General features: G+C 65.7%; 20 protein-coding genes and 1 pseudogene. 3 read left to right on the forward strand and 18 right to left on the reverse strand.

Annotated features, from left to right (window positions below; all coding sequences use genetic code 11):
• Positions 1–6: 6 nt before the first annotated feature.
• Positions 7–963, forward strand: a complete 957-nt coding sequence (gene coaA, locus E3N94_RS15820; protein WP_104100937.1) for a type I pantothenate kinase — start codon at positions 7–9, stop codon at positions 961–963.
• A gap of 295 nt (positions 964–1,258) precedes the next feature.
• Here the strand turns inward: coaA and glmM are convergent, their stop codons facing one another.
• From glmM to E3N94_RS15840, 4 genes are all read right to left on the reverse strand, one after another.
• Complete coding sequence (gene glmM, locus E3N94_RS15825) at positions 1,259–2,620, reverse strand: phosphoglucosamine mutase (protein WP_104100938.1); 1,362 nt, start codon at positions 2,618–2,620, stop codon at positions 1,259–1,261.
• 21 nt (positions 2,621–2,641) lie between these two features.
• Positions 2,642–3,127, reverse strand: coding sequence for a 30S ribosomal protein S9 (gene rpsI / locus E3N94_RS15830; protein WP_104100939.1), 486 nt, complete (start codon positions 3,125–3,127; stop codon positions 2,642–2,644).
• Between the two features lie 49 nt (positions 3,128–3,176).
• A complete protein-coding gene (gene rplM / locus E3N94_RS15835; protein WP_104100940.1) occupies positions 3,177–3,623 on the reverse strand; it encodes a 50S ribosomal protein L13 in 447 nt (148 codons plus the stop codon).
• Between the two features lie 169 nt (positions 3,624–3,792).
• Complete coding sequence (locus tag E3N94_RS15840; RefSeq protein WP_134570606.1) at positions 3,793–4,626, reverse strand: tRNA pseudouridine synthase A; 834 nt, start codon at positions 4,624–4,626, stop codon at positions 3,793–3,795.
• A 190-nt stretch (positions 4,627–4,816) separates the two neighbouring features.
• Here E3N94_RS15840 and E3N94_RS15845 point away from each other — a divergent pair, with 190 nt between their 5' ends.
• The gene (locus E3N94_RS15845) at positions 4,817–6,733 is read left to right on the forward strand and encodes an acyltransferase family protein (RefSeq protein ID WP_241987157.1); all 1,917 of its coding nucleotides are present in this window, start codon (positions 4,817–4,819) and stop codon (positions 6,731–6,733) included.
• A gap of 55 nt (positions 6,734–6,788) precedes the next feature.
• Here E3N94_RS15845 and E3N94_RS15850 read toward each other — a convergent pair whose 3' ends face one another.
• From E3N94_RS15850 to E3N94_RS15895, 10 genes are all read right to left on the reverse strand, one after another.
• Positions 6,789–7,841, reverse strand: a complete 1,053-nt coding sequence (locus E3N94_RS15850) for a GNAT family N-acetyltransferase (RefSeq protein WP_104100943.1) — start codon at positions 7,839–7,841, stop codon at positions 6,789–6,791.
• Between the two features lie 130 nt (positions 7,842–7,971).
• Positions 7,972–8,487, reverse strand: a complete 516-nt coding sequence (rplQ, locus tag E3N94_RS15855; protein ID WP_104100944.1) for a 50S ribosomal protein L17 — start codon at positions 8,485–8,487, stop codon at positions 7,972–7,974.
• 46 nt (positions 8,488–8,533) lie between these two features.
• On the reverse strand, positions 8,534–9,523 hold the full coding sequence (locus E3N94_RS15860; protein ID WP_104100945.1) for a DNA-directed RNA polymerase subunit alpha: 990 nt from the start codon (positions 9,521–9,523) through the stop codon (positions 8,534–8,536).
• 184 nt (positions 9,524–9,707) lie between these two features.
• Positions 9,708–10,106, reverse strand: coding sequence for a 30S ribosomal protein S11 (gene rpsK / locus E3N94_RS15865; protein WP_022883249.1), 399 nt, complete (start codon positions 10,104–10,106; stop codon positions 9,708–9,710).
• A gap of 44 nt (positions 10,107–10,150) precedes the next feature.
• The gene (gene rpsM / locus E3N94_RS15870; RefSeq protein ID WP_104100946.1) at positions 10,151–10,525 is read right to left on the reverse strand and encodes a 30S ribosomal protein S13; all 375 of its coding nucleotides are present in this window, start codon (positions 10,523–10,525) and stop codon (positions 10,151–10,153) included.
• Between the two features lie 151 nt (positions 10,526–10,676).
• Complete coding sequence (rpmJ, locus tag E3N94_RS15875) at positions 10,677–10,790, reverse strand: 50S ribosomal protein L36 (protein ID WP_035834639.1); 114 nt, start codon at positions 10,788–10,790, stop codon at positions 10,677–10,679.
• 66 nt (positions 10,791–10,856) lie between these two features.
• On the reverse strand, positions 10,857–11,078 hold the full coding sequence (gene infA / locus E3N94_RS15880) for a translation initiation factor IF-1 (RefSeq protein ID WP_055965022.1): 222 nt from the start codon (positions 11,076–11,078) through the stop codon (positions 10,857–10,859).
• A 155-nt stretch (positions 11,079–11,233) separates the two neighbouring features.
• On the reverse strand, positions 11,234–12,385 hold the full coding sequence (locus E3N94_RS15885; RefSeq protein WP_134570566.1) for a mannitol-1-phosphate 5-dehydrogenase: 1,152 nt from the start codon (positions 12,383–12,385) through the stop codon (positions 11,234–11,236).
• The gene (locus E3N94_RS15890) at positions 12,382–12,822 is read right to left on the reverse strand and encodes a PTS sugar transporter subunit IIA (protein ID WP_104100948.1); all 441 of its coding nucleotides are present in this window, start codon (positions 12,820–12,822) and stop codon (positions 12,382–12,384) included. The genes E3N94_RS15885 and E3N94_RS15890 overlap by 4 nt, the downstream gene beginning before the upstream one ends.
• Positions 12,819–14,294 (reverse strand): PTS mannitol transporter subunit IICB, encoded by a 1,476-nt coding sequence (locus E3N94_RS15895; RefSeq protein WP_134342150.1) that lies wholly within the window; start codon positions 14,292–14,294, stop codon positions 12,819–12,821. The genes E3N94_RS15890 and E3N94_RS15895 overlap by 4 nt, the downstream gene beginning before the upstream one ends.
• A gap of 181 nt (positions 14,295–14,475) precedes the next feature.
• Between E3N94_RS15895 and E3N94_RS15900 the strand changes: the two genes are divergently transcribed.
• The gene (locus tag E3N94_RS15900; RefSeq protein ID WP_134570568.1) at positions 14,476–16,398 is read left to right on the forward strand and encodes a BglG family transcription antiterminator; all 1,923 of its coding nucleotides are present in this window, start codon (positions 14,476–14,478) and stop codon (positions 16,396–16,398) included.
• A 13-nt stretch (positions 16,399–16,411) separates the two neighbouring features.
• On the opposite strand, the gene E3N94_RS15905 is transcribed toward E3N94_RS15900, so the two are convergent.
• The 4 genes and pseudogenes from E3N94_RS15905 to secY form a co-directional block, all read right to left on the reverse strand.
• Positions 16,412–16,741, reverse strand: a complete 330-nt coding sequence (locus tag E3N94_RS15905; protein ID WP_104171764.1) for a PTS sugar transporter — start codon at positions 16,739–16,741, stop codon at positions 16,412–16,414.
• Positions 16,742–17,209: 468 nt separating this feature from the next.
• The gene (map, locus tag E3N94_RS15910) at positions 17,210–18,040 is read right to left on the reverse strand and encodes a type I methionyl aminopeptidase (RefSeq protein ID WP_134342146.1); all 831 of its coding nucleotides are present in this window, start codon (positions 18,038–18,040) and stop codon (positions 17,210–17,212) included.
• A gap of 202 nt (positions 18,041–18,242) precedes the next feature.
• Positions 18,243–18,815, reverse strand: a pseudogene (locus tag E3N94_RS15915) (adenylate kinase); the annotation flags it as partial.
• Positions 18,812–20,134 carry a preprotein translocase subunit SecY gene (gene secY / locus E3N94_RS15920; protein ID WP_104171762.1) on the reverse strand — a complete coding sequence of 441 codons (1,323 nt, stop codon included), beginning with the start codon at positions 20,132–20,134 and terminating at the stop codon, positions 18,812–18,814. The pseudogene E3N94_RS15915 and the gene secY, both read right to left, overlap by 4 nt.
• Positions 20,135–20,173: the final 39 nt, after the last annotated feature.

Raw genomic sequence — 20,173 nt, forward strand, 5'->3', positions numbered from 1 at the left:
GGTGAAATGTCCGATCCGGTTGCGAGTCCCTGGAACAACGGCCACAGCACTCCTTTCGTCGAACTGGACCGGGCTGACTGGGCCGCCCTCGCGCCAACCACCCGGCTTCCGCTGCGGGAGACGGAGATCGTGCAGTTGCGGGGGCTGGGTGAGCCGCTCGACCTCAGTGAGGTGACGGATGTCTACCTGCCGCTCAGCCGCCTGCTCAACCTCTACGCCGCCGGTGCACGGCAGCTGCACCGCGCCACGAGCGACTTCCTCGGGGAGCGCGCCCAGCGCACGCCGTTCGTGATCGGGGTCGCCGGATCGGTCGCGGTGGGCAAGTCCACCATCGGCCGCTTGCTGAGGGAGCTGCTGGCCCGCTGGGAGGACACCCCGCGGGTCGAGTTGGTGACCACCGATGGTTTCCTGCTGCCCAATGCCGAACTCACCCGCCGGGGCCTGATGGACCGAAAAGGGTTCCCCGAGTCCTACGACCGGCGGGCCCTGCTACGCTTCGTGGCCGCGGTCAAGAGCGGTGCCGCCGAAGTGCGGTCGCCGTTCTACTCACACCTCAGCTATGACATCGTGCCCGACGCCCAGATCGTGGTGCGGCAGCCGGACATCCTGATCGTCGAGGGTCTCAACGTGCTGCAGCCGCCCGGACCGGGCCACGGCCTCGCCGTCAGCGACCTCTTCGACTTCACCGTATACGTGGACGCCCGCACGCAGGACATCGCTCGCTGGTACGAGGAGCGCTTTCTCAAGCTGCAGCGCGGCGCATTCAGCAATCCGAAGTCGTACTTCCACCGGTACGCGAGTATGACCGAGGCCGAGGCGCGGAGCCGGGCCCGGGAAATCTGGACCGAGATCAACGAACCGAACCTGCTGCGCAACATTCGTCCGACCCGCTCTCGGGCGACCCTCGTGCTGCGCAAGGATCCGAACCACTCCGTCTCCAAGGTGCTGCTGCGCAAGGTGTGACCCGCCGTTTGTCACCGCACAGTGCGCTCCGCCGGGTGTCACCGCACAGGCACCCTCGACGTGCGGGCACCCTCGACGTCCGGGCACCCTCGACGTCCGGGCACTCCGGCCGTGAACCAATTCGACGGAGATTTTGACGAAAAGCCGGTTTCTGTGGCTGTTTCGGAACGATTCGGCCACAATCTCCGTCGAATTCGTCAGGGGCGCGGGGCGGAGCGGGCGCGCGGGGCGCGGCCGAAAACGAGGGCGCGGGGCCCGCGGCCGAGAACGAGGGTGCGGCCGCGGCGAGAACTCTCTAGAGGGCGAGCTGCAGGCGCACGATGTCGGCCAGCTCGTTCGCGAGCCGGTCGGCGGTGCCCTGATCGGCCGCTTCTACCATGACGCGCACCATGGGCTCGGTGCCCGACGGTCGCAGCAGCACCCGTCCGGTGTCCCCGAGCTCGGCCTCAGCGGCACGGATAGCCTCCGCGATGACCTCGTTCGATTTCAGCCCGTGATGGTCGATGCCGCGCACGTTGACCAGGATCTGCGGGTAGACCGTCATCACCGAGGCGAGCTCTGCGAGGGTCTTGCCGGTGCGTGCCATTTCGGCGACCAGGTGCAGCCCGGTCAGGATGCCGTCACCGGTCGTGGCGAACTTGGTCATGATCACATGACCGGATTGTTCGCCGCCGAGGGACAGCCCGTCGACGTTGAGCTCTTCGAGCACGTACCGGTCGCCGACCTTGGCCTCAATCATGCGGATGTCGTTGGCCGCCATGGCCTTACGCAAACCGAGATTGCTCATCACCGTGGCCACGAGCGTGCGGTCCTTCAGAACCCCGCGCTCGGCCATGGAGACAGCGAGGATCGCCATGATCTGGTCACCGTCGATGATGTTGCCGTCGCGGTCGACGGCCAGGCACCGGTCCGCGTCGCCGTCGTGGGCGATTCCGACGTCGGCGCCGGCCTCGAGGACGGCACGGGAGAGGTTGTCGAGGTGGGTGGAGCCCACCCCGTCGTTGATGTTGTTGCCGTCGGGGTCGGCTCCGATGACCGTGAGCGTGGCACCGGCATCCGTGAAGACCTGCGGCGATACGCCGGCGGCGGCACCGTGCGCGCAGTCGAGCACGACGTGGATGCCATCCAGGCGGTGCGGCAGCGTTCCGAGCAGGTGCACGACATAGCGGTCCTCGGCGTCCGCGAAGCGGCTGATGCGACCGACGTCTCCGCCGATCGGCGTGAGCATGTCGAGCGACAGGTGCTCTTCGATGCGGTCCTCAACGTCGTCGGGAAGTTTGGTTCCCCCGAAGGCAAAGAACTTGATGCCGTTGTCGGGAGCGGGGTTGTGCGAGGCGGAAATCATCACGCCGAAGTCTGCGCCGATATCGGCGATCAAGAAAGCCGCGGCGGGCGTCGGAATGACGCCCGCGTCGAGCACGTCCACACCGGAGCTCGCCAGTCCGGCCGCGACCGCGGCCGAAATGAATTCACCGGAGATCCGAGGATCCCGGGCGAGCACCGCAACGGGCCGACGGCCCTCTGCGCGACGCAACTCCGCGCGGCGGCCCTGAGTCAGGACCGCCGCACTGGCCTGGGCGAGGGCCAGAGCCAGGCCAGCCGTGAGATCACGGTTAGCCAGACCCCGGACGCCGTCCGTGCCAAATAGTCGAGGCATTTTTCTACGGTGCCAATCGACTTAACGCTTGGAGAACTGAGGAGCCTTACGGGCCTTCTTGAGTCCGGCCTTCTTACGCTCCTTGACGCGAGCGTCACGGTTGAGGAAGCCGGCCTTCTTGAGGATGGCGCGGTTGTTCTCTTCGTCGATCTGGTTCAACGAACGCGCGATACCGAGACGCAGGGCACCGGCCTGGCCGGAGGGGCCACCACCGGTGATGCGGGCGATGACGTCGTAGCTGCCGATGAGGTCGAGCACCTTGAACGGGTCGTTGATGAGCTGCTGGTGCAGCTTGTTCGGGAAGTAGTCCCCGAATTCGCGGCCGTTGACGGTGATCGTGCCGGAGCCGGGGACGATGCGCACGCGGGCGATGGCCTGCTTGCGACGTCCGACGGCTGCGCCGGGGACATTGAGGATGGCGCGGGGCGCCTTGGTTACAGTCTCGGTCGGAGTCTCGGTCGAGTAGCTCTCCGGAGCCTGGTCAATCTGATCTGCGATTTTCGCCACGATGGTGTGAATCCTTTTTTCTTAGAATCGAAAAGTCTGGAGGCCGGCGCTACTGAGCGACCTGGGCGAGGGTGTACGGCTTCGGCTGCTGCGCGGCGTGCGGGTGCTCCGGGCCGGCGTAGACCTTGAGCTTGGCCAGCTGGGCGCGGCCGAGCGTGTTCTTCGGCAGCATGCCACGGATGGCCTTCTCGACCGCGCGGGTCGGGTGCTTCTCGAGCATCTCCGAGTAGTTGGTGGCCGTGAGGCCGCCCGGGTAACCGGAGTGGCGGTACGCCATCTTCAGGTCGAGCTTCTTGCCGGTAAGGGCAATCTTCTCGGCGTTGATGATGATGACGAAGTCGCCCATATCCATGTGGGGAGAGAACGTTGCCTTGTGCTTCCCGCGAAGGAGAATGGCGGCGTGGCTGGCAAGACGACCGAGCACGATATCTGTGGCGTCGATGACGACCCAGTCGTGCTGGACTTCGCTTGCCTTGGGAGTGTAAGTGCGCGTCACTATTGAGCTGCTTTCTTGTTCGAACGGAGGTGTTCGTGAATCCCGCTCCGGGTGTGTTCCCAGAGAGGGAACACGATCGATGGAGGGCTCACGTTCGTGTGTCTGGCTGCAACGCACAGACACCAAGGAATAACACTAACGCCGTCGGCCCGGCAGCGCAATTCAACCATTACTCGGTGTCGTCGATGAGCTCCCGGCGCGCGCGCGTTTCGCGGGCCCGCAGAGCGAGCAGTTCGTCGGCCGGATAGCCGACCTCAAGCAGCGTGAGCCCCTGGGCGGGCATCACCTTGAACTCGCTGGTACGGGCCCGCTCGATCCGGAGGTCGACGAGGCGGTCCCCGGACAGCCGCCCCTCCCCCACCGCGACGCAGGCCCCGACCAGCGCGCGCACCATGCTGTGGCAGAAGGCGTCAGCCTGAACGGATGCGACGAGCACACCATCCGGATCGCGGTACCAGCGGAACTCCTGCAGGGTGCGGATCGTGGTGGCCCCGGGCCGCGGCTTGCAGTAGGTGGCGAAGTCGTGCAGGCCGATCAGCGTCGCGGCAGCCGCGTCCATAGCGTCCACGTCGAGGGCGAAGCCGTGCCAGGTGGTGCGGAACCGCTGCAGCGGGTCGTGCCCGACGACGGAGTCGGCGATCCGGTACTCGTAGCGCCGGTAAAGCGCGGAGAACCGGGCGTCGAACCCGGGCGGGGCGAGCACGGAGGATGTGATCACGATTTCGGGCTGGGTGACGAGGATGCCGCTGAGCCGCCGCTGCACCATGACCGCCAGAGGCGTCGGGGGCCGCCCCTTGCCGCGGGAGATGCGCACGAGGCCGTCGGCCTGGTCGGGGTTCAGATCGAAGTGGGCGACCTGCCCGGTCGCGTGCACACCGGCATCCGTTCTCCCGGCCACGGTCAGGATCGGGGTCGGCGGGTGGCTGTGCAGGATGCCGGCCAGCCCGGCCTCGATCTGACCCTGCACGGTGCGGAGGCCCGGCTGCGTCGCCCAGCCGCTCATGCCGGTGCCGTCATAGGCGATGTCGAGCCTGATCCGGGTGGTGCCCGCTGCTTGGGTCTCGTCGGGCGCCGGGGGAAGAATCACGGAGGTAAGTGTACGGTCCGGTCCGGGTTATCGTAGAACCCGGACCTCGGTCCCCACCTGTCATGAAAATCTGCCGCCCCCGCCCTCTGACGCTCATCCGGACTCCGTGAACGTGCCCACCAAACGCCTGGCCGGTCTCGACGGCCTGCGTGGCATCGCCGTCGTTCTGGTCGTGGTGTTCCACTTCTTCCCCGCGGTGCTTCCCGGCGGATTCATCGGGGTCGACGTCTTTTTCGTGATCAGCGGGTTCCTGATCACGGGCCTCCTCATCACCGAACGGGACGAAACCTCGCGGATCGCGCTCGGTCGATTCTGGAAACGGCGGGCGCTGCGCCTGGTGCCGGCACTGGTCCCGCTGGTGCTGATCCTGTGCACTGCCGCCTGGCTGATCGGCGGCGACGTGCTGGTGGGCCTCGGCTGGCAGCTGCTCGGCGCGATCACCTTCGGCTACAACTGGGTGTCGATCGCCGGGTCGGCGAGTTACTTCAGCGCCACGGCGCCGGAACTGTTCCGCAACCTGTGGTCGCTGGCGGTGGAGGAGCAGTTCTACCTGATCTGGCCGTTCGCTCTCCTCGGCCTGCTGCTGGTGAGGAGCGGCCGGCTTCGCCTGGCACTCGTCGCCGGCCTGGCCCTGGCCTCTGCCGTCTGGATGGGGCTGCTATACGACCCCGCCGACCCCACCCGGGTGTACTACGGCTCGGACACGCACAGCTTCGGGCTCTTCACCGGTGCCGCGCTCGCGCTGCTGCTGCGCCGTTCGGGCCTCCCGGACGGCACGGCACCCCGCCTCGCCGCCCTGCGCGAGCGCTGGCGGCCGTGGCTGGGTCGGCTCGCCCTGGCCGGGGTTCTGGCGGCGGCGTTCGCCCTGCCCGACACCGGCCTGGCGACCTATCGAGGCGGACTGATGCTGGTGAGCCTGCTGACCGCGGTCGTGATCTGGGCGGCCGTGCGCGGGCCAGGCTTCGGCCAGGCGCTGGATACCGCGCCGCTGCGCTACCTGGGTGAACGCTCCTACGGCATCTATCTGTGGCACTGGCCGGTGCTCGTGCTCGCCCAGGGGGCGTGGCCGGCGGCCGCCGCGTCGCCGACCGTGCTGACGAGCATCGGAGTCGGGGTGCTGGCGGGCGCGCTGACGCTGCTGGCGGCCGGTGGATCGTACCGCTGGCTGGAACTTCCCGTGCGCACGAAGGGGGTGCGCGGCAGCATCCGTCGCCTGCGGCAGGGCACGAGCGGCGCGCGCACGATCCGCATGCCCGGCAGGCTCGTCTGGTTCGGCCTGTTCGGCGCCGCCGCGCTGTTTCTGGCGACCGGCACGACCGCGGCGCTGCTCACCGCTCCCGCCCAGACGAGCGCCCAGAGCGAGATCGAACGCGGCCAGAAGGCACTGGATGCTGCGCAGCGGCAGGCCGTGCAGAACGCACGGCGCGCGTCCCGGCCGGCCGTCAGCGCCATTGAACGCGCGGCGCCCGGGGACCTGATCACGGCCGTGGGCGACTCGGTGATGCTCGCCTCGGCCCCCGAGCTGCAGGCCGGCTTCCCGGGGATCGCGATCGATGCCACCGTCTCACGGGGCATGGGGGCTGCCCCCGACATCCTGGCCACCCAAGCCGAGGCCGGCACGCTCCGGCCGGTGGTCGTCGTGGGCCTCGGCACCAACGGGCCGATCCGTTCGAGTCAGCTGGCGGCCATCCGCGCGGTGATCGGCCCGGACCGGGAGCTGATCCTGATCACTGCCTTCGCCGAACGTGACTGGACGGCCGGGGTCAACGCCAGCCTGGCCGAGTACGCTGCCCGGCACCGCACGGTCGAGCTGGCCGATTGGAGCACGGCGATCGCCTCGCACACGGATGTGCTCGCAAACGACAACATCCATCCCGGTCCGGCCGGCGGTCGGATCTATGCCGACGTCATCCGGGCCGCTCTGGAACGGCTCGCCGAGCCGCCGCCGCAGCCGGGCCTCGAGGCGTATCGCCTGCCCGACCCTGCCGGGTCACCCTCTTTCCGGCCGCCGCTGCTGCCGTGACCAAGGCCGGGTCGGCCGGGTCGGCCGGGTCGGCGGGTGCGGGTCCCGGGTGGGACTAGAGCTCAATGGTGAAGGCGAGACTGCGGGTGGTGGGCGTGAAACCCATGCCGAGGTACAGGTTCAGCGCGCCGGTCGGACTTTCGGAGTCGACGACCAGGGTCGCCCGGGCCAGACCCTCGGTGCGTGCGGCATGCAAATGCAGGCCCAGCAGGGTCCGCGCGATGTGTTTGCCCCGCCATCCGTCGATGACGCCGACGAGGTCGACGTGGCTGCCGGTGTAGCCCTGGTTCAGCCAGTCGTCCTCGTTGACCGTGGCCAGGGTGAAGCCCACGACCTTCGGGGTGCCGTCGGGGCCGGCCGCGAGGGCCAGGTATGAGAGGTCGGGGCGGAATTTGCGACTCGTCACGAAGGAGTCCCAAGCATCGTCGCTCATCGGCTGGCTGGCCCAGTGATCCCGGAACGACGAGTCGCGCGCTTCGTGAACGGCCGCAGAGAGCTCCGAGGTAAACCGGATGACGCGGATGTCAACCGGAAGGTCGATCTCGGGGATCAGCTCGTCGAGGCGCCGCTCGAGGGACTGGAAGTACCGGGCGCATTCCATGCCGAGGCGCCGGAACAGACGGGTGCTGCGGTACGCGGTCTCCTCGGTGTAGGCGAGGATCCAGCGTGGAACCGAGGGATCGTCGGTGGCGAGCTGCTGCTCGGCCCGGCCCAGCTGCCACGCGAGCAGCTCGCGGCCGATTCCGCGTCCGCGGTAGTCGGGGTGCACCCCGCCGACCAGGATCGCGCGGGCCAGCGTCTCGCCCGGCGGCGCCATCACCATCCCCATCGCCACGAGGGTGCCGTCGGCGGCGAACCCGATCAGGGAATCCCGCTCCGGATGGAAGTAAGACAGACCGAAGTCCCGCTCGATTCCCTCCCGCGTCGTCAGGTGGTACGGATGGTCCGCCTTGCCGACCGCGCAAGTGAACTGCCACAGGTCGTCGGCGTCCGACACCGTTGCCGGACGCCACCGGGCGATCTCAGGGTGGGCGGGCCCCGGCGCGTCGAGCGGCGGGGCTGCACGCCGACGCGGGCCCTGATTCTGGGTTCCGCTCAGGCGTTCCATGGCCAATATTGTAGCCGGGGCCCCGCGAGGGTGCTAGCCCGTCGCCGGGGCACAGAGAGGGGCCCGACCGAAGTCGGGCCCCTCTCAATTCAACACAGCGATTCAGTTGAGCCGATACAGCGCAGAGTGCTTACTTGGATTCCTCAGCGGCAGCGACATCATCCTCGACGACGTCAGCTTCGACAGCAGCATCCTCGACGACGACCTCGGCCGGAGCCTCGGCATCGGGCGCTGCCGCGGCGGGCTTGGAAGCAGCCTTGGCGAAGGAGCGCTTGACCTTCGGGGTGACGGGCTCGAGAACGAGCTCCATCTGTACCATCGAAGCGTTGTCGCCCTTGCGGAAGCCGAGCTTCGTAATGCGGGTGTAACCGCCCTCACGAAGGGCAACCTGAGGTGCGATCTCGGTGAAGAGCTCGTGCACGACGGTCTTGTCGCCGATAGTGGCAAGCACGCGACGACGGGCGTGCAGGTCACCCTTCTTTGCGAAGGTGATCAGTCGCTCGGCGACCGGACGCAGGCGCTTGGCGCGCGTCTCGGTCGTCTTGATGGACTTGTGGGTGAATAGGGATGCGGCCAGGTTGGCGAGCATGAGGCGCTCGTGGGCCGGTCCGCCTCCGAGGCGGGCTCCCTTAGTGGGGGTAGGCATTGGTTATCTCCAGTATCAAAGTCGAAAGTCAGTCTGAACGACTGCTTTAGATGGTTTCTTCGTCGTAGCCGCTGTAGAAGTGGGCGCCGTCGAATCCGGGCACCGAGTCCTTCAGGGACAGTCCGAGCTCAACGAGCTTGTCCTTGACCTCATCCACCGACTTCTGTCCGAAGTTGCGGATGTTCATCAGCTGGGTCTCCGAGAGGGCGACCAGTTCGCTGACGTTGTTGATGCCCTCGCGCTTGAGGCAGTTGTACGAGCGAACCGACAGATCGAGGTCTTCGATCGGAATCGACAGCTCGGTCGACAGCACGACATCGACCGGCGCGGGGCCGATTTCGATGCCCTCGGCGGCGGTGTTCAGCTCACGGGCCAGACCGAACAACTCGGTCAGCGTACGACCGGCGGATGCGATGGCGTCGCGAGGCGAAATGGCCGACTTGGTCTCCACGTCAACGACGAGGCGGTCGAAGTCGGTGCGCTCACCGGCACGAGTTGCCTCGACACGGTAGGTCACCTTGAGCACGGGCGAGTAGATCGAGTCAACCGGAATCTGGCCGGCCTCAGAGTACTCGTTGCGGTTCTGGGTGGCCGACACGTAGCCGCGGCCGCGTTCGATGGTCAGTTCGAGTTCGAACTTGGCCTTGTCGTTCAGCGTGGCGATGACCAGCTCGGGGTTGTGCACCTCGACACCGGCCGGAGCCGAGATGTCGGCGGCCGTGACCTGGCCGGCACCCTGCTTGCGCAGGTACGCGGTGATGGGCTCGTCGTGCTCGCTGGAGATGACGAGGCCCTTGATGTTGAGGATGATCTCGGTGACGTCTTCCTTGACACCGGGAACGGTGCTGAACTCGTGCAGCACACCGTCGATCCGGATGCTGGTGACAGCGGCTCCGGGGATCGATGACAGGAGGGTGCGGCGCATCGAGTTGCCGAGGGTGTAACCGAAACCAGGCTCAAGAGGTTCGATGACGAACCTGGATCGGAACTCCGAGATGTTCTCTTCGGTGAGCGTGGGGCGCTGTGCAATAAGCACTGTTGATTCCTTTCGGCTAAGTGTCCGCTATATGACACTTGCGTGGCGAGGTTTTGAGTTGTGTGTCTCTCGACAAGCCCGACAATCGAGCACATCGTCGAACGAGGGAGGGGTGATGCCCCACGACCCGCCACAGCCGGGCCCGTCTTGTGACGGGCCCGGCCGATGGCGAGATGCCGGTTGGTTAGACGCGACGACGCTTGGGCGGACGGCATCCGTTGTGCGCCTGGGGGGTGACGTCGTTGATCGAACCGACCTCGAGGCCAGCGGCCTGGAGCGAACGGATCGCGGTCTCGCGGCCCGATCCCGGTCCCTTGACGAAGACGTCAACCTTTTTCATGCCGTGCTCCTGCGCCTGGCGGGCAGCCGACTCGGCAGCCAGCTGCGCGGCGAACGGGGTCGACTTGCGCGAACCCTTGAAGCCGACTCCACCCGAGGACGCCCAGCTGATGACCGCACCGGTGGTGTCAGTGATCGAGACGATGGTGTTGTTGAAGGTGCTCTTGATGTGGGCCTGGCCCACAGCGACGTTCTTCTTTTCTTTCTTGCGCGGCTTCCGAACGGCCGACTTTGGTGCTGCCATGAATTTCTCCTGAATCCTAAAGGCGAGACGGGCCAGGCCGAGGCCTAGCGCGCCTTCTTCTTGCCGGCTACGGTGCGCTTCGGGCCCTTGCGGGTGCGAGCGTTGGTCTTGGTGCGCTGGCCACGAACGGGCAGGCCCTTGCGGTGGCGGATGCCCTCGTAGCTGCCGATCTCGACCTTGCGGCGGATGTCAGCGGCAACCTCACGGCGGAGGTCACCCTCAACCTTGAAGGTTCCTTCGATGTAGTCACGGAGGGCGACGAGCTGCTCGTCACTCAGGTCCTTGACTCGGATGTTTCCATCGATTTCAGTGTCGGCGAGGGTCTTGAGTGCCCTCGTGCGGCCAACACCAAAGATGTAAGTCAGTGCAACTTCCACGCGCTTATCGCGAGGAATATCAACGCCGGCTAGACGTGCCATTGTGGCTTCTCCTGTATATGAGTGGAGGTCTGTGACAGTGCCTGTTCATCGGCCTCCAACCGATGGTGTCCCCCCGAAGGGTTCCCGGCACTGCTATTTTCTGTATTCAGTTGCATCTCAACCGACTCGACCGTGATCGAGCCTGTCGAGATCAGCCCTGACGCTGCTTGTGACGAGGGTTCTCGCAGATGACCATCACGTTGCCATTACGGCGGATGACCTTGCACTTGTCGCAGATCTTCTTGACGCTGGGCTTGACCTTCATGGTGTGTCCTTGTATTCGCTGTCTTCGTACCCCAGGAACGCCTCGGGCCGTTACTTACAGCACTCTCTACTTGTAGCGGTAAACGATCCGGCCGCGAGTCAGGTCGTACGGGCTCAGCTCCACGATCACACGATCCTCCGGGAGAATACGGATGTAGTGCTGACGCATCTTGCCTGAAATGTGGGCAAGAACTTTGTGGCCGTTGCTCAACTCGACGCGAAACATCGCGTTGGGAAGAGCTTCGACTACCGCGCCCTCGATTTCGATGACACCGTCTTTTTTGGCCATAACTCACTATCGCTAGGGTATTGATTGCTGGTCGTGCGTGGATTGTGGTGCACTGATACGCCGCATACGTGCGCACAAGACACCAAGGATTTACTCTATGGTACGGAGTTGCCTTTTGGCAATTCTTCCCTATAATCCCTCGCGGGATTCTCCGCTCAGAGGGCCTTCTGCACCGCGGCCACGACCAGGACCACGTCGGCGAACAGCGGATGCGCGGCGTCCAGGCCGCACACCGACGCGGTGAACGATTCGGCTGTCTCGGCGCGCAGCATCCGTTGCAGCAGGGCGCTCTGCTCATCGTCGGCGACGTCGAACCGGAGTGCGGCTTCGACGGCTGCGAGCAGCGCGACCGGGCGGGTGCCGTGTTCGGCGATCTCGGCGGCAGGGCCGATGAACCGTTCGTGGCGGCTGAGCTTGCGCAGCGGCTGGCGGCCGACGCGCTCTACCGTGTCGGGCAGGGACGGGTTGGCGAAGCGCACCAGGATCTTCTCCCGGTAGGCGCGCTGGGCGTCTACGTCGAGGCCGTGCTTGGCCACGAGCAGGGCCGAGGTTTCCTCGAGCACCGCTCGGACGCCGTCCAGCACCGCCGGCACCAGGAGCGCGTCGGAGATCTTGGAAGCCCCGGCGACACCGCCGAGGTAGGCGACGGTCGCGTGTCCGGTGTTCACCGTGAACAGCTTGCGCTCGATATACGGCGCGAGATTGTCGACGAAAGTCGCACCCGGGATGACCGGCACGACGCCGTTGAAGGCGCCCTGCTCGATGACCCACTCGTAGAAGGCCTCGACGGTTACGTCGATGCCGTCGCTCTCGGCCTGGCCGGGCACGATGCGGTCGACTGCCGTGTTGGCGAAGACGACGCGCTCGGCCACAGCCGCTCGCTCCGGCTCCGGCACGTTGGCCCAGAGCTGTTCGGCGAGGACATCCGTGGCGTTGATGGCGTTCTCGCACGCCATCACGGCCAGGGGCGGCAACTCGGCCGACCGCCGCCCCAGTCCGGCCGCGATGACCGGTGCCACGAAGCGGAGGACGGTGGGGCCGACCGCGGTGGTGACGATATCGGCCGTCGCGATCTCGTCGATCAGTACGGCCTCATCCGTGGCGCTGTTGATGGCCCGGAAAGTGTCGACCACGCGGGTGGTCGACACTTCCCCTGCCTCGTGCACGGCGTAGCTGCCGGCAGCCTGCAAAGCGTCGATCAGGGAGATGTTCACATCGGCGAAGACAACCTCGTATCCGGCATCGTGAAGCAGGAGGCCGACAAATCCGCGGCCGATGTTCCCTGCACCGAAGTGAATGGCCTTCATTCTGCGTTTACCTCCTCGAGGAGCATGAAGATGTCCTCTGCTGTGACGGCGTCAATCAATTTCTGCACTTCGTCCTCGTCCGAGAAGACGATCGCGATCTTCTGCAGGATTTCGAGGTGCTCATTGTTGAGCCCCGCGATCCCGACGGCGAAACGCACCTGCTGGCCGTTCCAATCGATCGGTTCGGCGTAACGCACGAGCGACAGGGCCGACCGGACGATCGACTCCTTGGCGTCGTTGGTCCCGTGCGGGATCGCCAGGAAATTTCCCATATAGGTCGACACGCTGGCTTCGCGGTCGAACATCGAGTCGACGTAGTTTTCGCGCACGGCGCCTGCGGTGACGAGCAGGGCGCCGGCCTCACGGATTGCGTCGAGCTTCGTGGTGGCCGACCCCGCGGCCACGACGTTGCCCAGTTCCAGAATGCGGTCGGTCATCGCGCTACCTCCTCGGCCGCCTGGCCCTGAATCAGGGCGACGACGTCATCGTATTTCGGGCTGTTCATGAAATTCTCGACCGAGACATGCGTCGAGTCAGGAGACTTCGACTGGGCCCGGGCGGTCAGGTCCTGGTGCGTGATGACCAGGTCGGCCGTGCCGTCGAGGTTCGCGATCGCCTGGTTGGTCACGGTGATGCCGTCGAGACCGGCCTTCTTGATCTTGTTACGCAGCACCGAAGCGCCCATGGCGCTGGAGCCCATTCCGGCGTCGCACGCGAAGATGATGTTCTTGACACGGCGAGCGGCGGTGGCCGAAGTGCCGGAGGCTCCGAGGCCGCCGAGGATGGTGCTGGCCTTGCCCTTGTTTGCTTCGGTCTTGGCGATGGCCTCGGCCATGTCACCGGTATCGCCGGCGGTCAGGTCGCGCTTGCGGCTGGCACGGAGGATGACGGCTGCGATCAGGAATGACACCGTGGCGGCGCCGATGACGGAGAGGATGACGCCGACGTAGCTGCCCGGGGCGGTCTGGATCAGGATAGCGATGATGCTGCCGGGTGAGGCTGGGGCGCGCAGGCCGGTTGCGAAGGCCACGTTGATGGCCACACCGGTCATGCCGCCGCCGACTGCGGCGAGGAGCAGTGCCGGCTTCATCAGCACGTACGGGAAGTAGATCTCGTGGATGCCGCCGAAGAAGTGGATGATGATGGCGCCCGGTGCGCTTGCCCGTGCGATGCCGACTCCAAAGAAGGAGAAGGCGAGCAGGATGCCCAAGCCGGGGCCGGGGTTCGCCTCGAGCAGGAACAGCACCGACTGGCCGTTTTCAGCAACCTGCTGCACACCGATCGGCGTGAGCACGCCATGGTTGATGGCGTTGTTGAGGAACAGGATCTTGCCGGGCTCGATGAAGATGCTGGCGATGGGCAGCAGGCTGTTGGAGACGAGCCAGTCGACGATCATCTCGAGGAAATTGCTGATCCCGGTCACGAGCGGGGCGATTCCGAAGAACGCACCCAGCGCGAGGATCATTCCGAGAATACCGGACGCGAAGTTGTCGACCAGCATCTCGAACCCGGGCTTGATCTTGCCGGCCCAGAGGCTGTCAAGCTTCTTCAGGAGGTACGCGGATCCCGGGCCGACGATCATGGCGCCGATGAACATCGGGATCTCGCTGCCCACGATGACACCCATGGTCGCGATCGAGGCGATGACCGCACCACGCGTTCCGTAGACCATCCGGCCACCGGTGTTGGCGATCAGGAGCGGCAGCAAGTACACGATCATCGGTCCGACGAGCGTTTCCAAGGTCGCGTTCGGGGTCCAACCGGTCGGAATGAAGAATGCGGTGATCAATCCCCACGCGATGAATGCAGGGATGTTGGGCATGACCATTCCGCTGAGGAAGGTTCCGAAGCGCTGAACGTGCACACGGGTTCCTCCGCTCTTGGTCTTGGTAGCTGACGTCGTCGTCATTTCTCTGCCTTTCGTAGGGATGCGATGAGGAGTTGCCCCGTCACGTTGCGACTTATTCAAGTCTGACCAAGGTGGTCGTGCGGGGCCACCAGAGATTTTTCCGCACCCCCGGAAATCTCGTGGCAGAGATCCGGCCGGGAGCGGCGTGGGAGACTTGCTTTTTACTTGGGAGTTTCATGCAATGAGCGACAAACAGACACGGATGCTGGATTTTCTGTCGCAGACACCGGCCTGGGTTACCGCCGGCGAGCTTGCCGACCTCCTGGGCGTCACGCCCCGAACCGTGCGCAGCTACGTCACGAACCTGAAACTGGCAGCCGGGCCGCTCGAGATCATCGAGTCGGGGCCGGCCGGGTACCGGCTGGACCTCGAGGCGTTCGCCGTGTTCCGCGCCAGGGGGCGCATTCACTCGGACGAAGCCGAGACCCCGACGGATCGCCTTTACGCTTTGGTGCGCCGGCTCACGGAGTCCCACGAGGGGCTCGACGTCTACGCTCTGTCCGCCGAGCTGTTCGTCAGCGACTCCACGATCGACTCCGACCTGACCAAGGTGCGGCAGCTACTGCCCGCCACCGGGCTCACGCTCACCCGCCACGGCAGCGTGGTCACGCTCGCCGGCTCCGAGACCGACCGGCGGAGGCTGCTCAGCCGGCTGTTCCGCGAGGAGAGTTCGCGCGGTCTGCTCGAACTCGAGGCGATCCAGCGCGAGTTCGCCTCCGAGAGCCTCGGAGAGTTCAAGACGGATCTGATCGCGATGCTCGACTCGCAGGGGTATTTCGTCAACGAGTACGGCACCAACGACGTTCTACTCCATGTCGCCATCGCCATCGACCGGGTCACGAGGCGCACCTCCCCCGTGGTGGCCGAGACCGCGGCATCCGTCGGCTCCCCCGACGCGATGACCCTCGCCCTCTCCGGGCTGATCGTGCGCCACTTCCACGTCGAACTGGGTGTCGGTGACCTCGACTACATCGCACTCCTGCTCAAGACCCGGGTGATCACACCCGGGCAGGACCAGCCGGCGCAGGTTCTGATCGAGAGCTTCGTCCGCCCCGAAGATCTCGACGCCGTGCGCCGGATCGTCGGCCAGGCCGGGGACGAGTTCCTGCTGGACCTCGCGGAGGAGAACTTCATCGTGAGGCTCACGCTGCACGTGCGCAACCTGATCAACCGGGCGACAGACCGCTCGTACTCGCACAACCCGCTCACCAGGTCGATCAAGACGTCCTACCCGATGATCTATGAGGTCGCCGTCTACATCGCCAGCCAGTTGCAGCGGCAGGAACAGATCGTGATCAACGACGATGAGATCGCGTACATCGCGATGCACGTCGGTGCCCACCTTCAGCAGCAGTCCCGGCGCGAGGACCTGGTCACGTGCGCTCTGATCTGCCCGAACTATTACGACATGCACGTGCTGCTGCGCGAACGGATCGAGCGGGTCCTCGGTGACGAGCTCGAAGTTGTGTCGGTGGTAACCCGCAGCGACGTCGACTGGAAGGCCCTGGATGCGAAACTCGTGCTCTCCACCATCGAACCGCAGTCGCCGGCCGAGGCCGTCATCGTGATCCAGCCGTTCCTGACCGAGGCCGACATCGACCGCGTGCGGAAGGCCGCCAGCCGCATCCGCCGTCTTCGGCGTCGCGCCGCTCTCAAGGACGAGCTGCTGCAATTCTTCGACGAGTCCCTGTTCGCGCACAACTTCCACGCCGCTGACGAGACCGCGATGATCCGCGCTCTCGGCGAACGGATGATCACACACGGCGATATCGACGAGAGCTACATCGACGGCGCGATCGAGCGCGAGCTCATGTCGTCGACGGCGTTCACGGACAACGTGGCGGTGCCGCACTCGATGTCGATGACGGCAATCCGTACCTCGATCGCCGTCGTGATCAACGACACACCCATGGCGTGGGGCGAGAACCGCGTCAACGTGGTGGCGATGGTCGCTTTCAGCGCCGCCGGGCGCAAGAGCTTCCAGACCGTCTTCGACCAGTTCGTGGAGGTCTTCTCAGACCGGGCCGACGTGCAGCGGCTGGTCAAGCGGTCGGTGGACTTCGCATCCTTCATCGACGAGCTCGTGCACCTGATGGACCAGTAGGCCACCGGTCGGGCTACTTCTTCGTTTCAGCCCAGTCACGCGTCTTGTACGCATAGATCGCGGCATCGAGCGCTTCGTCGCCGTTCTGCGAGGCGAAGACGGTCTCCTCCAGCAGGGCGATGCCGACCCCGGCGTGCACGGCCTGAAGGCGGATCTTCTCAAACCTGGGTGCCAGGTGGGGACCCACTAGAAGCACGTCGACCGGGCCGAGGGAGGCCGGCAGATCCGATTCGCTCCCCGCGAAGACGTGGACATCCAGGCCGCGGGCCGCGGCGGTGTGCCGAACCCGATGTGCAACAAAGGCACTGGAGGCGCCAGCACCGCAGACGATGAGAATCTTCATGGAATCGCTCTTTCCCTGAGCCGCGACGGACGGTTTGCCCTCTCCTCCATCCTCCCGCCTCCGGAGTCCCGGAGAGACCAGATCCCCGCCCCCGAGCGCGGCTGGTTCGGGCCGTGTGTGGCTCCGGGAGCGGGTTCCGATTGCCGCGGGTGAGGGGCGATCGCGGGTGGCGGGTGAGTGGCGATTGGTCCATTTCTCGGACAGGCGAGAAGTTGACCGCAGCGCGGGGTGGATGCGCGCTGCAACCGCCGTCTCGTACGAGCCCGGAGCCCGGGGTCGACTCACCCCGAACGAATTCGACGGAGATTCTGCCCAAAAAACCGCTTTCGGGCACGAAAACGGGTGTTTGACCCAAAATCTCCGTCGAATTGGTTTGGCATCGGGCACGGCATTTCGCGTGCGGAACGGCGTCCACGCAGTGCGGTGAGATCCGACGTTCCGTGTGCGGCTGGTTCGGGCCGTGTGCGACTACGGGAGCGGAACGGGCGTGATGCCGAGCGGGGCCAGCCCCGCAGCGCCGCCGTCGGCGGCGGTGAGCACCCAGATGCCGTCCTTGTGCACGGCCACGCTGTGCTCCCAGTGCGCGGCGGCCAGGCCGTCGCTGGTGGCGACGGTCCAGTCGTCGTCGCGCACGAACGTCTCGATGGACCCCATGACGACCATGGGCTCGATCGCGATCACGAGACCGGGCTTCACGTCCGGACCCTTCTGGCGAACGCGATAGTTGAACACGGGCGGGGCCTCGTGCATGGACCGGCCGATGCCGTGACCGACATAGTCGGTGAGGATTCCGTAGTCCCCCTGAGACTCGACGTAGTCCTCGATGGCATCGCCGACCTCGTTGAGGTGACGCGCCACCGCGAGCCGGGCGATCCCGTGCCACAGCGACTGCTCCGTGACGTGCGACAGTTTCTCGCGCTCGGCGACGACCTCGGGCCGGGCCGGGTCCGGAATCACGAAGGAGAAGGCCGCGTCGCCGTTCCAGCCGTCGATGATGGCACCGCTGTCGATCGACACGATGTCGCCGGCGGCGAGCACGCGAGCCCCCGGGATGCCGTGCACGACATCCTCGTTGACGGACGCGCAGACCGTGTGGTGGTAGCCCTGCTCCAGCTTGAAGTTCGGCAGGCCGCCTCGAGCCACGATGGCCGCCTCGGCGGCCGCGTCGAGCTCGAGGGTGGTCGCACCGACCCGGATGGCCGCCCGGGCCGCATCCAGGGATGCGGCCGTGGCCAGTCCGGGCGCGATCATCAACCGCATCTGCGCCGGCGACTTGTAGATGGATCGTCGAAGGCTCATGGTGAAGATCTCTGCAAACTGCTGAGGACGCGCACGCTGGGCGTGCACGACCGGGTTAGGAGGCGCTGGCTGCGTCTCCGCTGGTGACGGGCACGCTGGTGACGGGCACGCTAGTGACGGGCACGCTAGTGACGGGCACGCTAGTGACGGGCACGCTAGTGACGGGCACGCTGGTGACGGGCACGCTGGTGACGGGCACGGAGAGTCCGCGCCCGGTCAGCGCCGCAAGGATGCGCCCGGTCACTTCGTCGACGGCGCCGAGGCCGTCGACCGTGACCACGAGACCGCGGGAGGAGTAAACGTCGATCAGAGGAGATGTCTGCTCCTCGTAGACGGAGAGGCGGTGCCGGATGACGTCAGCGGTGTCGTCCGCACGCCCCTGCTCGGCGGCACGCTTGAGGAGTCGGGCGACGACCTCTTCGGTGTCGGCGACGATCAGCACGACGGCGTCGAGTCCGTCACCGTCGGCCTCCAGCAACCGGTCCAGTTCCAGAACCTGCTCCTGCGTGCGCGGGTAGCCGTCCAGCAGGAATCCCCCGGTGGCGTCGGGCTGCTGCAACCGATCGGACACGATCGCGTTGGTGAGGGAATCGGGCACGTACGCGCCGGCATCCATGAACGCCTTGACTTGAAGACCCAGCTCGGTGTCGTTCTTCACGTTGAAGCGGAAGATGTCACCGGTGGAGATGGCCGGAACGTCGAAGGCCTCGGACAGGCGCTCGGCCTGAGTTCCCTTGCCCGCGCCGGGCGGGCCGATCAGCAGCAAACGGGTCATCGGAGAAGCCCTTCGTAGTGGCGCTGCTGGAGTTGCGCGTCGATCTGTTTGACCGTCTCGAGTCCGACACCGACCACGATCAGGATGCTGGCGCCACCGAACGGGAAGTTCTGGTCGGCTCCGATCGCGGAGAACGCGATCAGCGGCAGCAGGGCGATCAGGCCCAGGTACAGGGCACCGGGCAGCGTCACCCGGGTGAGAACGAAGTCCAGGTACTCGGCGGTCGGACGACCGGCACGGATGCCCGGGATGAATCCGCCGTACTTCTTCATGTTGTCGGCGACCTCTTCGGGGTTGAAGGTGATCGCGACATAGAAGTAGGTGAATCCGACGATGAGGAGGAAGTACAGCGCCATGTAGAGCGGATCGTTGCCCTGCGTGAGGTTGTTGGTGACCCAGGTGACCCACGCTGCCGGCGCCTGTCCGGCCGCCGGCTGGTTGAACTGCGCGATCAGGGCCGGAAGGTACAGCAGTGACGACGCGAAAATGACGGGCACGACGCCGGCCATGTTCACCTTGATCGGGATGTACGTGTTGTTCCCGCCGTAGGTGCGGCGTCCGACCATCCGTTTGGCGTACTGCACCGGGATGCGACGCTGGGACTGCTCGACGAAGACCACCGCGGCGACCACGACCAGACCGACCGCGATCACAATCATGAGGATGTCGAGGCCCTTCTGCTGCCCGATGGAGGCCAGCGATCCCGGAAAGAGGGCTGCGATCGAGGTGAAGATCAACAGTGACATGCCGTTGCCGATGCCGCGCTCGGTGATGAGCTCACCCATCCACATGATCAGGCCAGTACCGGCGGTCATGGTGATGACCATGAGCATGATGGCGTACCAGGCGTCGTTGGTGAGCAGCTGCGAGCACTCGGCGCTGGCGGACGTGCCGTAGAGCGCTCCGCTGCGGGCCACCGTGATCAGCGTCGTCGACTGAAGGATCGCGAGGGCGATGGTGAGGTACCGAGTGTACTGGGTGAGCGTGCCCTGTCCGGACGCGCCTTCCTTGTGCAGTGTCTCAAAATGTGGGATGACCACGCGCAGGAGCTGCACGATGATCGAGGCCGTGATGTACGGCATGATGCCGAGCGCGAAGACCGACAGTTGCAGCAGCGCGCCGCCGCTGAAGAGGTTGACGAGCTCATAGAGGCCGCTGGCGTCCTGGTTCGCCGCCAGACACGATTGAACGTTTCCGAAGTCGACGAAGGGGGCAGGGATGAACGAGCCCAGTCGGAACAGGGCAACGATACCCAAGCTGAACCCGATTTTCCTGCGCAGGTCGGGTGTGCGGAATATCCGCGCGATGGCGCTGAACACAATGCCTCCAGTTAATAACGTGAAAAACGAGCTTGTCGA

The sequence above is a fragment of the Cryobacterium sp. Sr3 genome, assembly GCF_004402835.1.
In the GTDB taxonomy this organism is placed as follows: domain Bacteria; phylum Actinomycetota; class Actinomycetes; order Actinomycetales; family Microbacteriaceae; genus Cryobacterium; species Cryobacterium sandaracinum.

Excerpts from the sequence above, each read along its gene's own strand:
- E3N94_RS15885 (WP_134570566.1), bottom strand. The coding sequence starts at position 12,385 with ATGAAGGCCATTCACTTCGGTGCAGGGAACATCGGCCGCGGATTTGTC.
- rplQ (WP_104100944.1), bottom strand. The coding sequence starts at position 8,487 with ATGCCTACCCCCACTAAGGGAGCCCGCCTCGGAGGCGGACCGGCCCAC.
- rpsK (WP_022883249.1), bottom strand. The coding sequence starts at position 10,106 with ATGGCAGCACCAAAGTCGGCCGTTCGGAAGCCGCGCAAGAAAGAAAAG.
- E3N94_RS15890 (WP_104100948.1), bottom strand. The coding sequence starts at position 12,822 with ATGACCGACCGCATTCTGGAACTGGGCAACGTCGTGGCCGCGGGGTCG.
- rpmJ (WP_035834639.1), bottom strand. The coding sequence starts at position 10,790 with ATGAAGGTCAAGCCCAGCGTCAAGAAGATCTGCGACAAGTGCAAGGTC.
- rpsM (WP_104100946.1), bottom strand. The coding sequence starts at position 10,525 with ATGGCACGTCTAGCCGGCGTTGATATTCCTCGCGATAAGCGCGTGGAA.
- E3N94_RS15900 (WP_134570568.1), top strand. The coding sequence starts at position 14,476 with ATGAGCGACAAACAGACACGGATGCTGGATTTTCTGTCGCAGACACCG.
- E3N94_RS15905 (WP_104171764.1), bottom strand. The coding sequence starts at position 16,741 with ATGAAGATTCTCATCGTCTGCGGTGCTGGCGCCTCCAGTGCCTTTGTT.
- E3N94_RS15895 (WP_134342150.1), bottom strand. The coding sequence starts at position 14,294 with ATGACGACGACGTCAGCTACCAAGACCAAGAGCGGAGGAACCCGTGTG.
- map (WP_134342146.1), bottom strand. The coding sequence starts at position 18,040 with ATGAGCCTTCGACGATCCATCTACAAGTCGCCGGCGCAGATGCGGTTG.
- infA (WP_055965022.1), bottom strand. The coding sequence starts at position 11,078 with ATGGCCAAAAAAGACGGTGTCATCGAAATCGAGGGCGCGGTAGTCGAA.
- coaA (WP_104100937.1), top strand. The coding sequence starts at position 7 with ATGTCCGATCCGGTTGCGAGTCCCTGGAACAACGGCCACAGCACTCCT.
- glmM (WP_104100938.1), bottom strand. The coding sequence starts at position 2,620 with ATGCCTCGACTATTTGGCACGGACGGCGTCCGGGGTCTGGCTAACCGT.
- E3N94_RS15850 (WP_104100943.1), bottom strand. The coding sequence starts at position 7,841 with ATGGAACGCCTGAGCGGAACCCAGAATCAGGGCCCGCGTCGGCGTGCA.
- E3N94_RS15840 (WP_134570606.1), bottom strand. The coding sequence starts at position 4,626 with ATGAGCGGCTGGGCGACGCAGCCGGGCCTCCGCACCGTGCAGGGTCAG.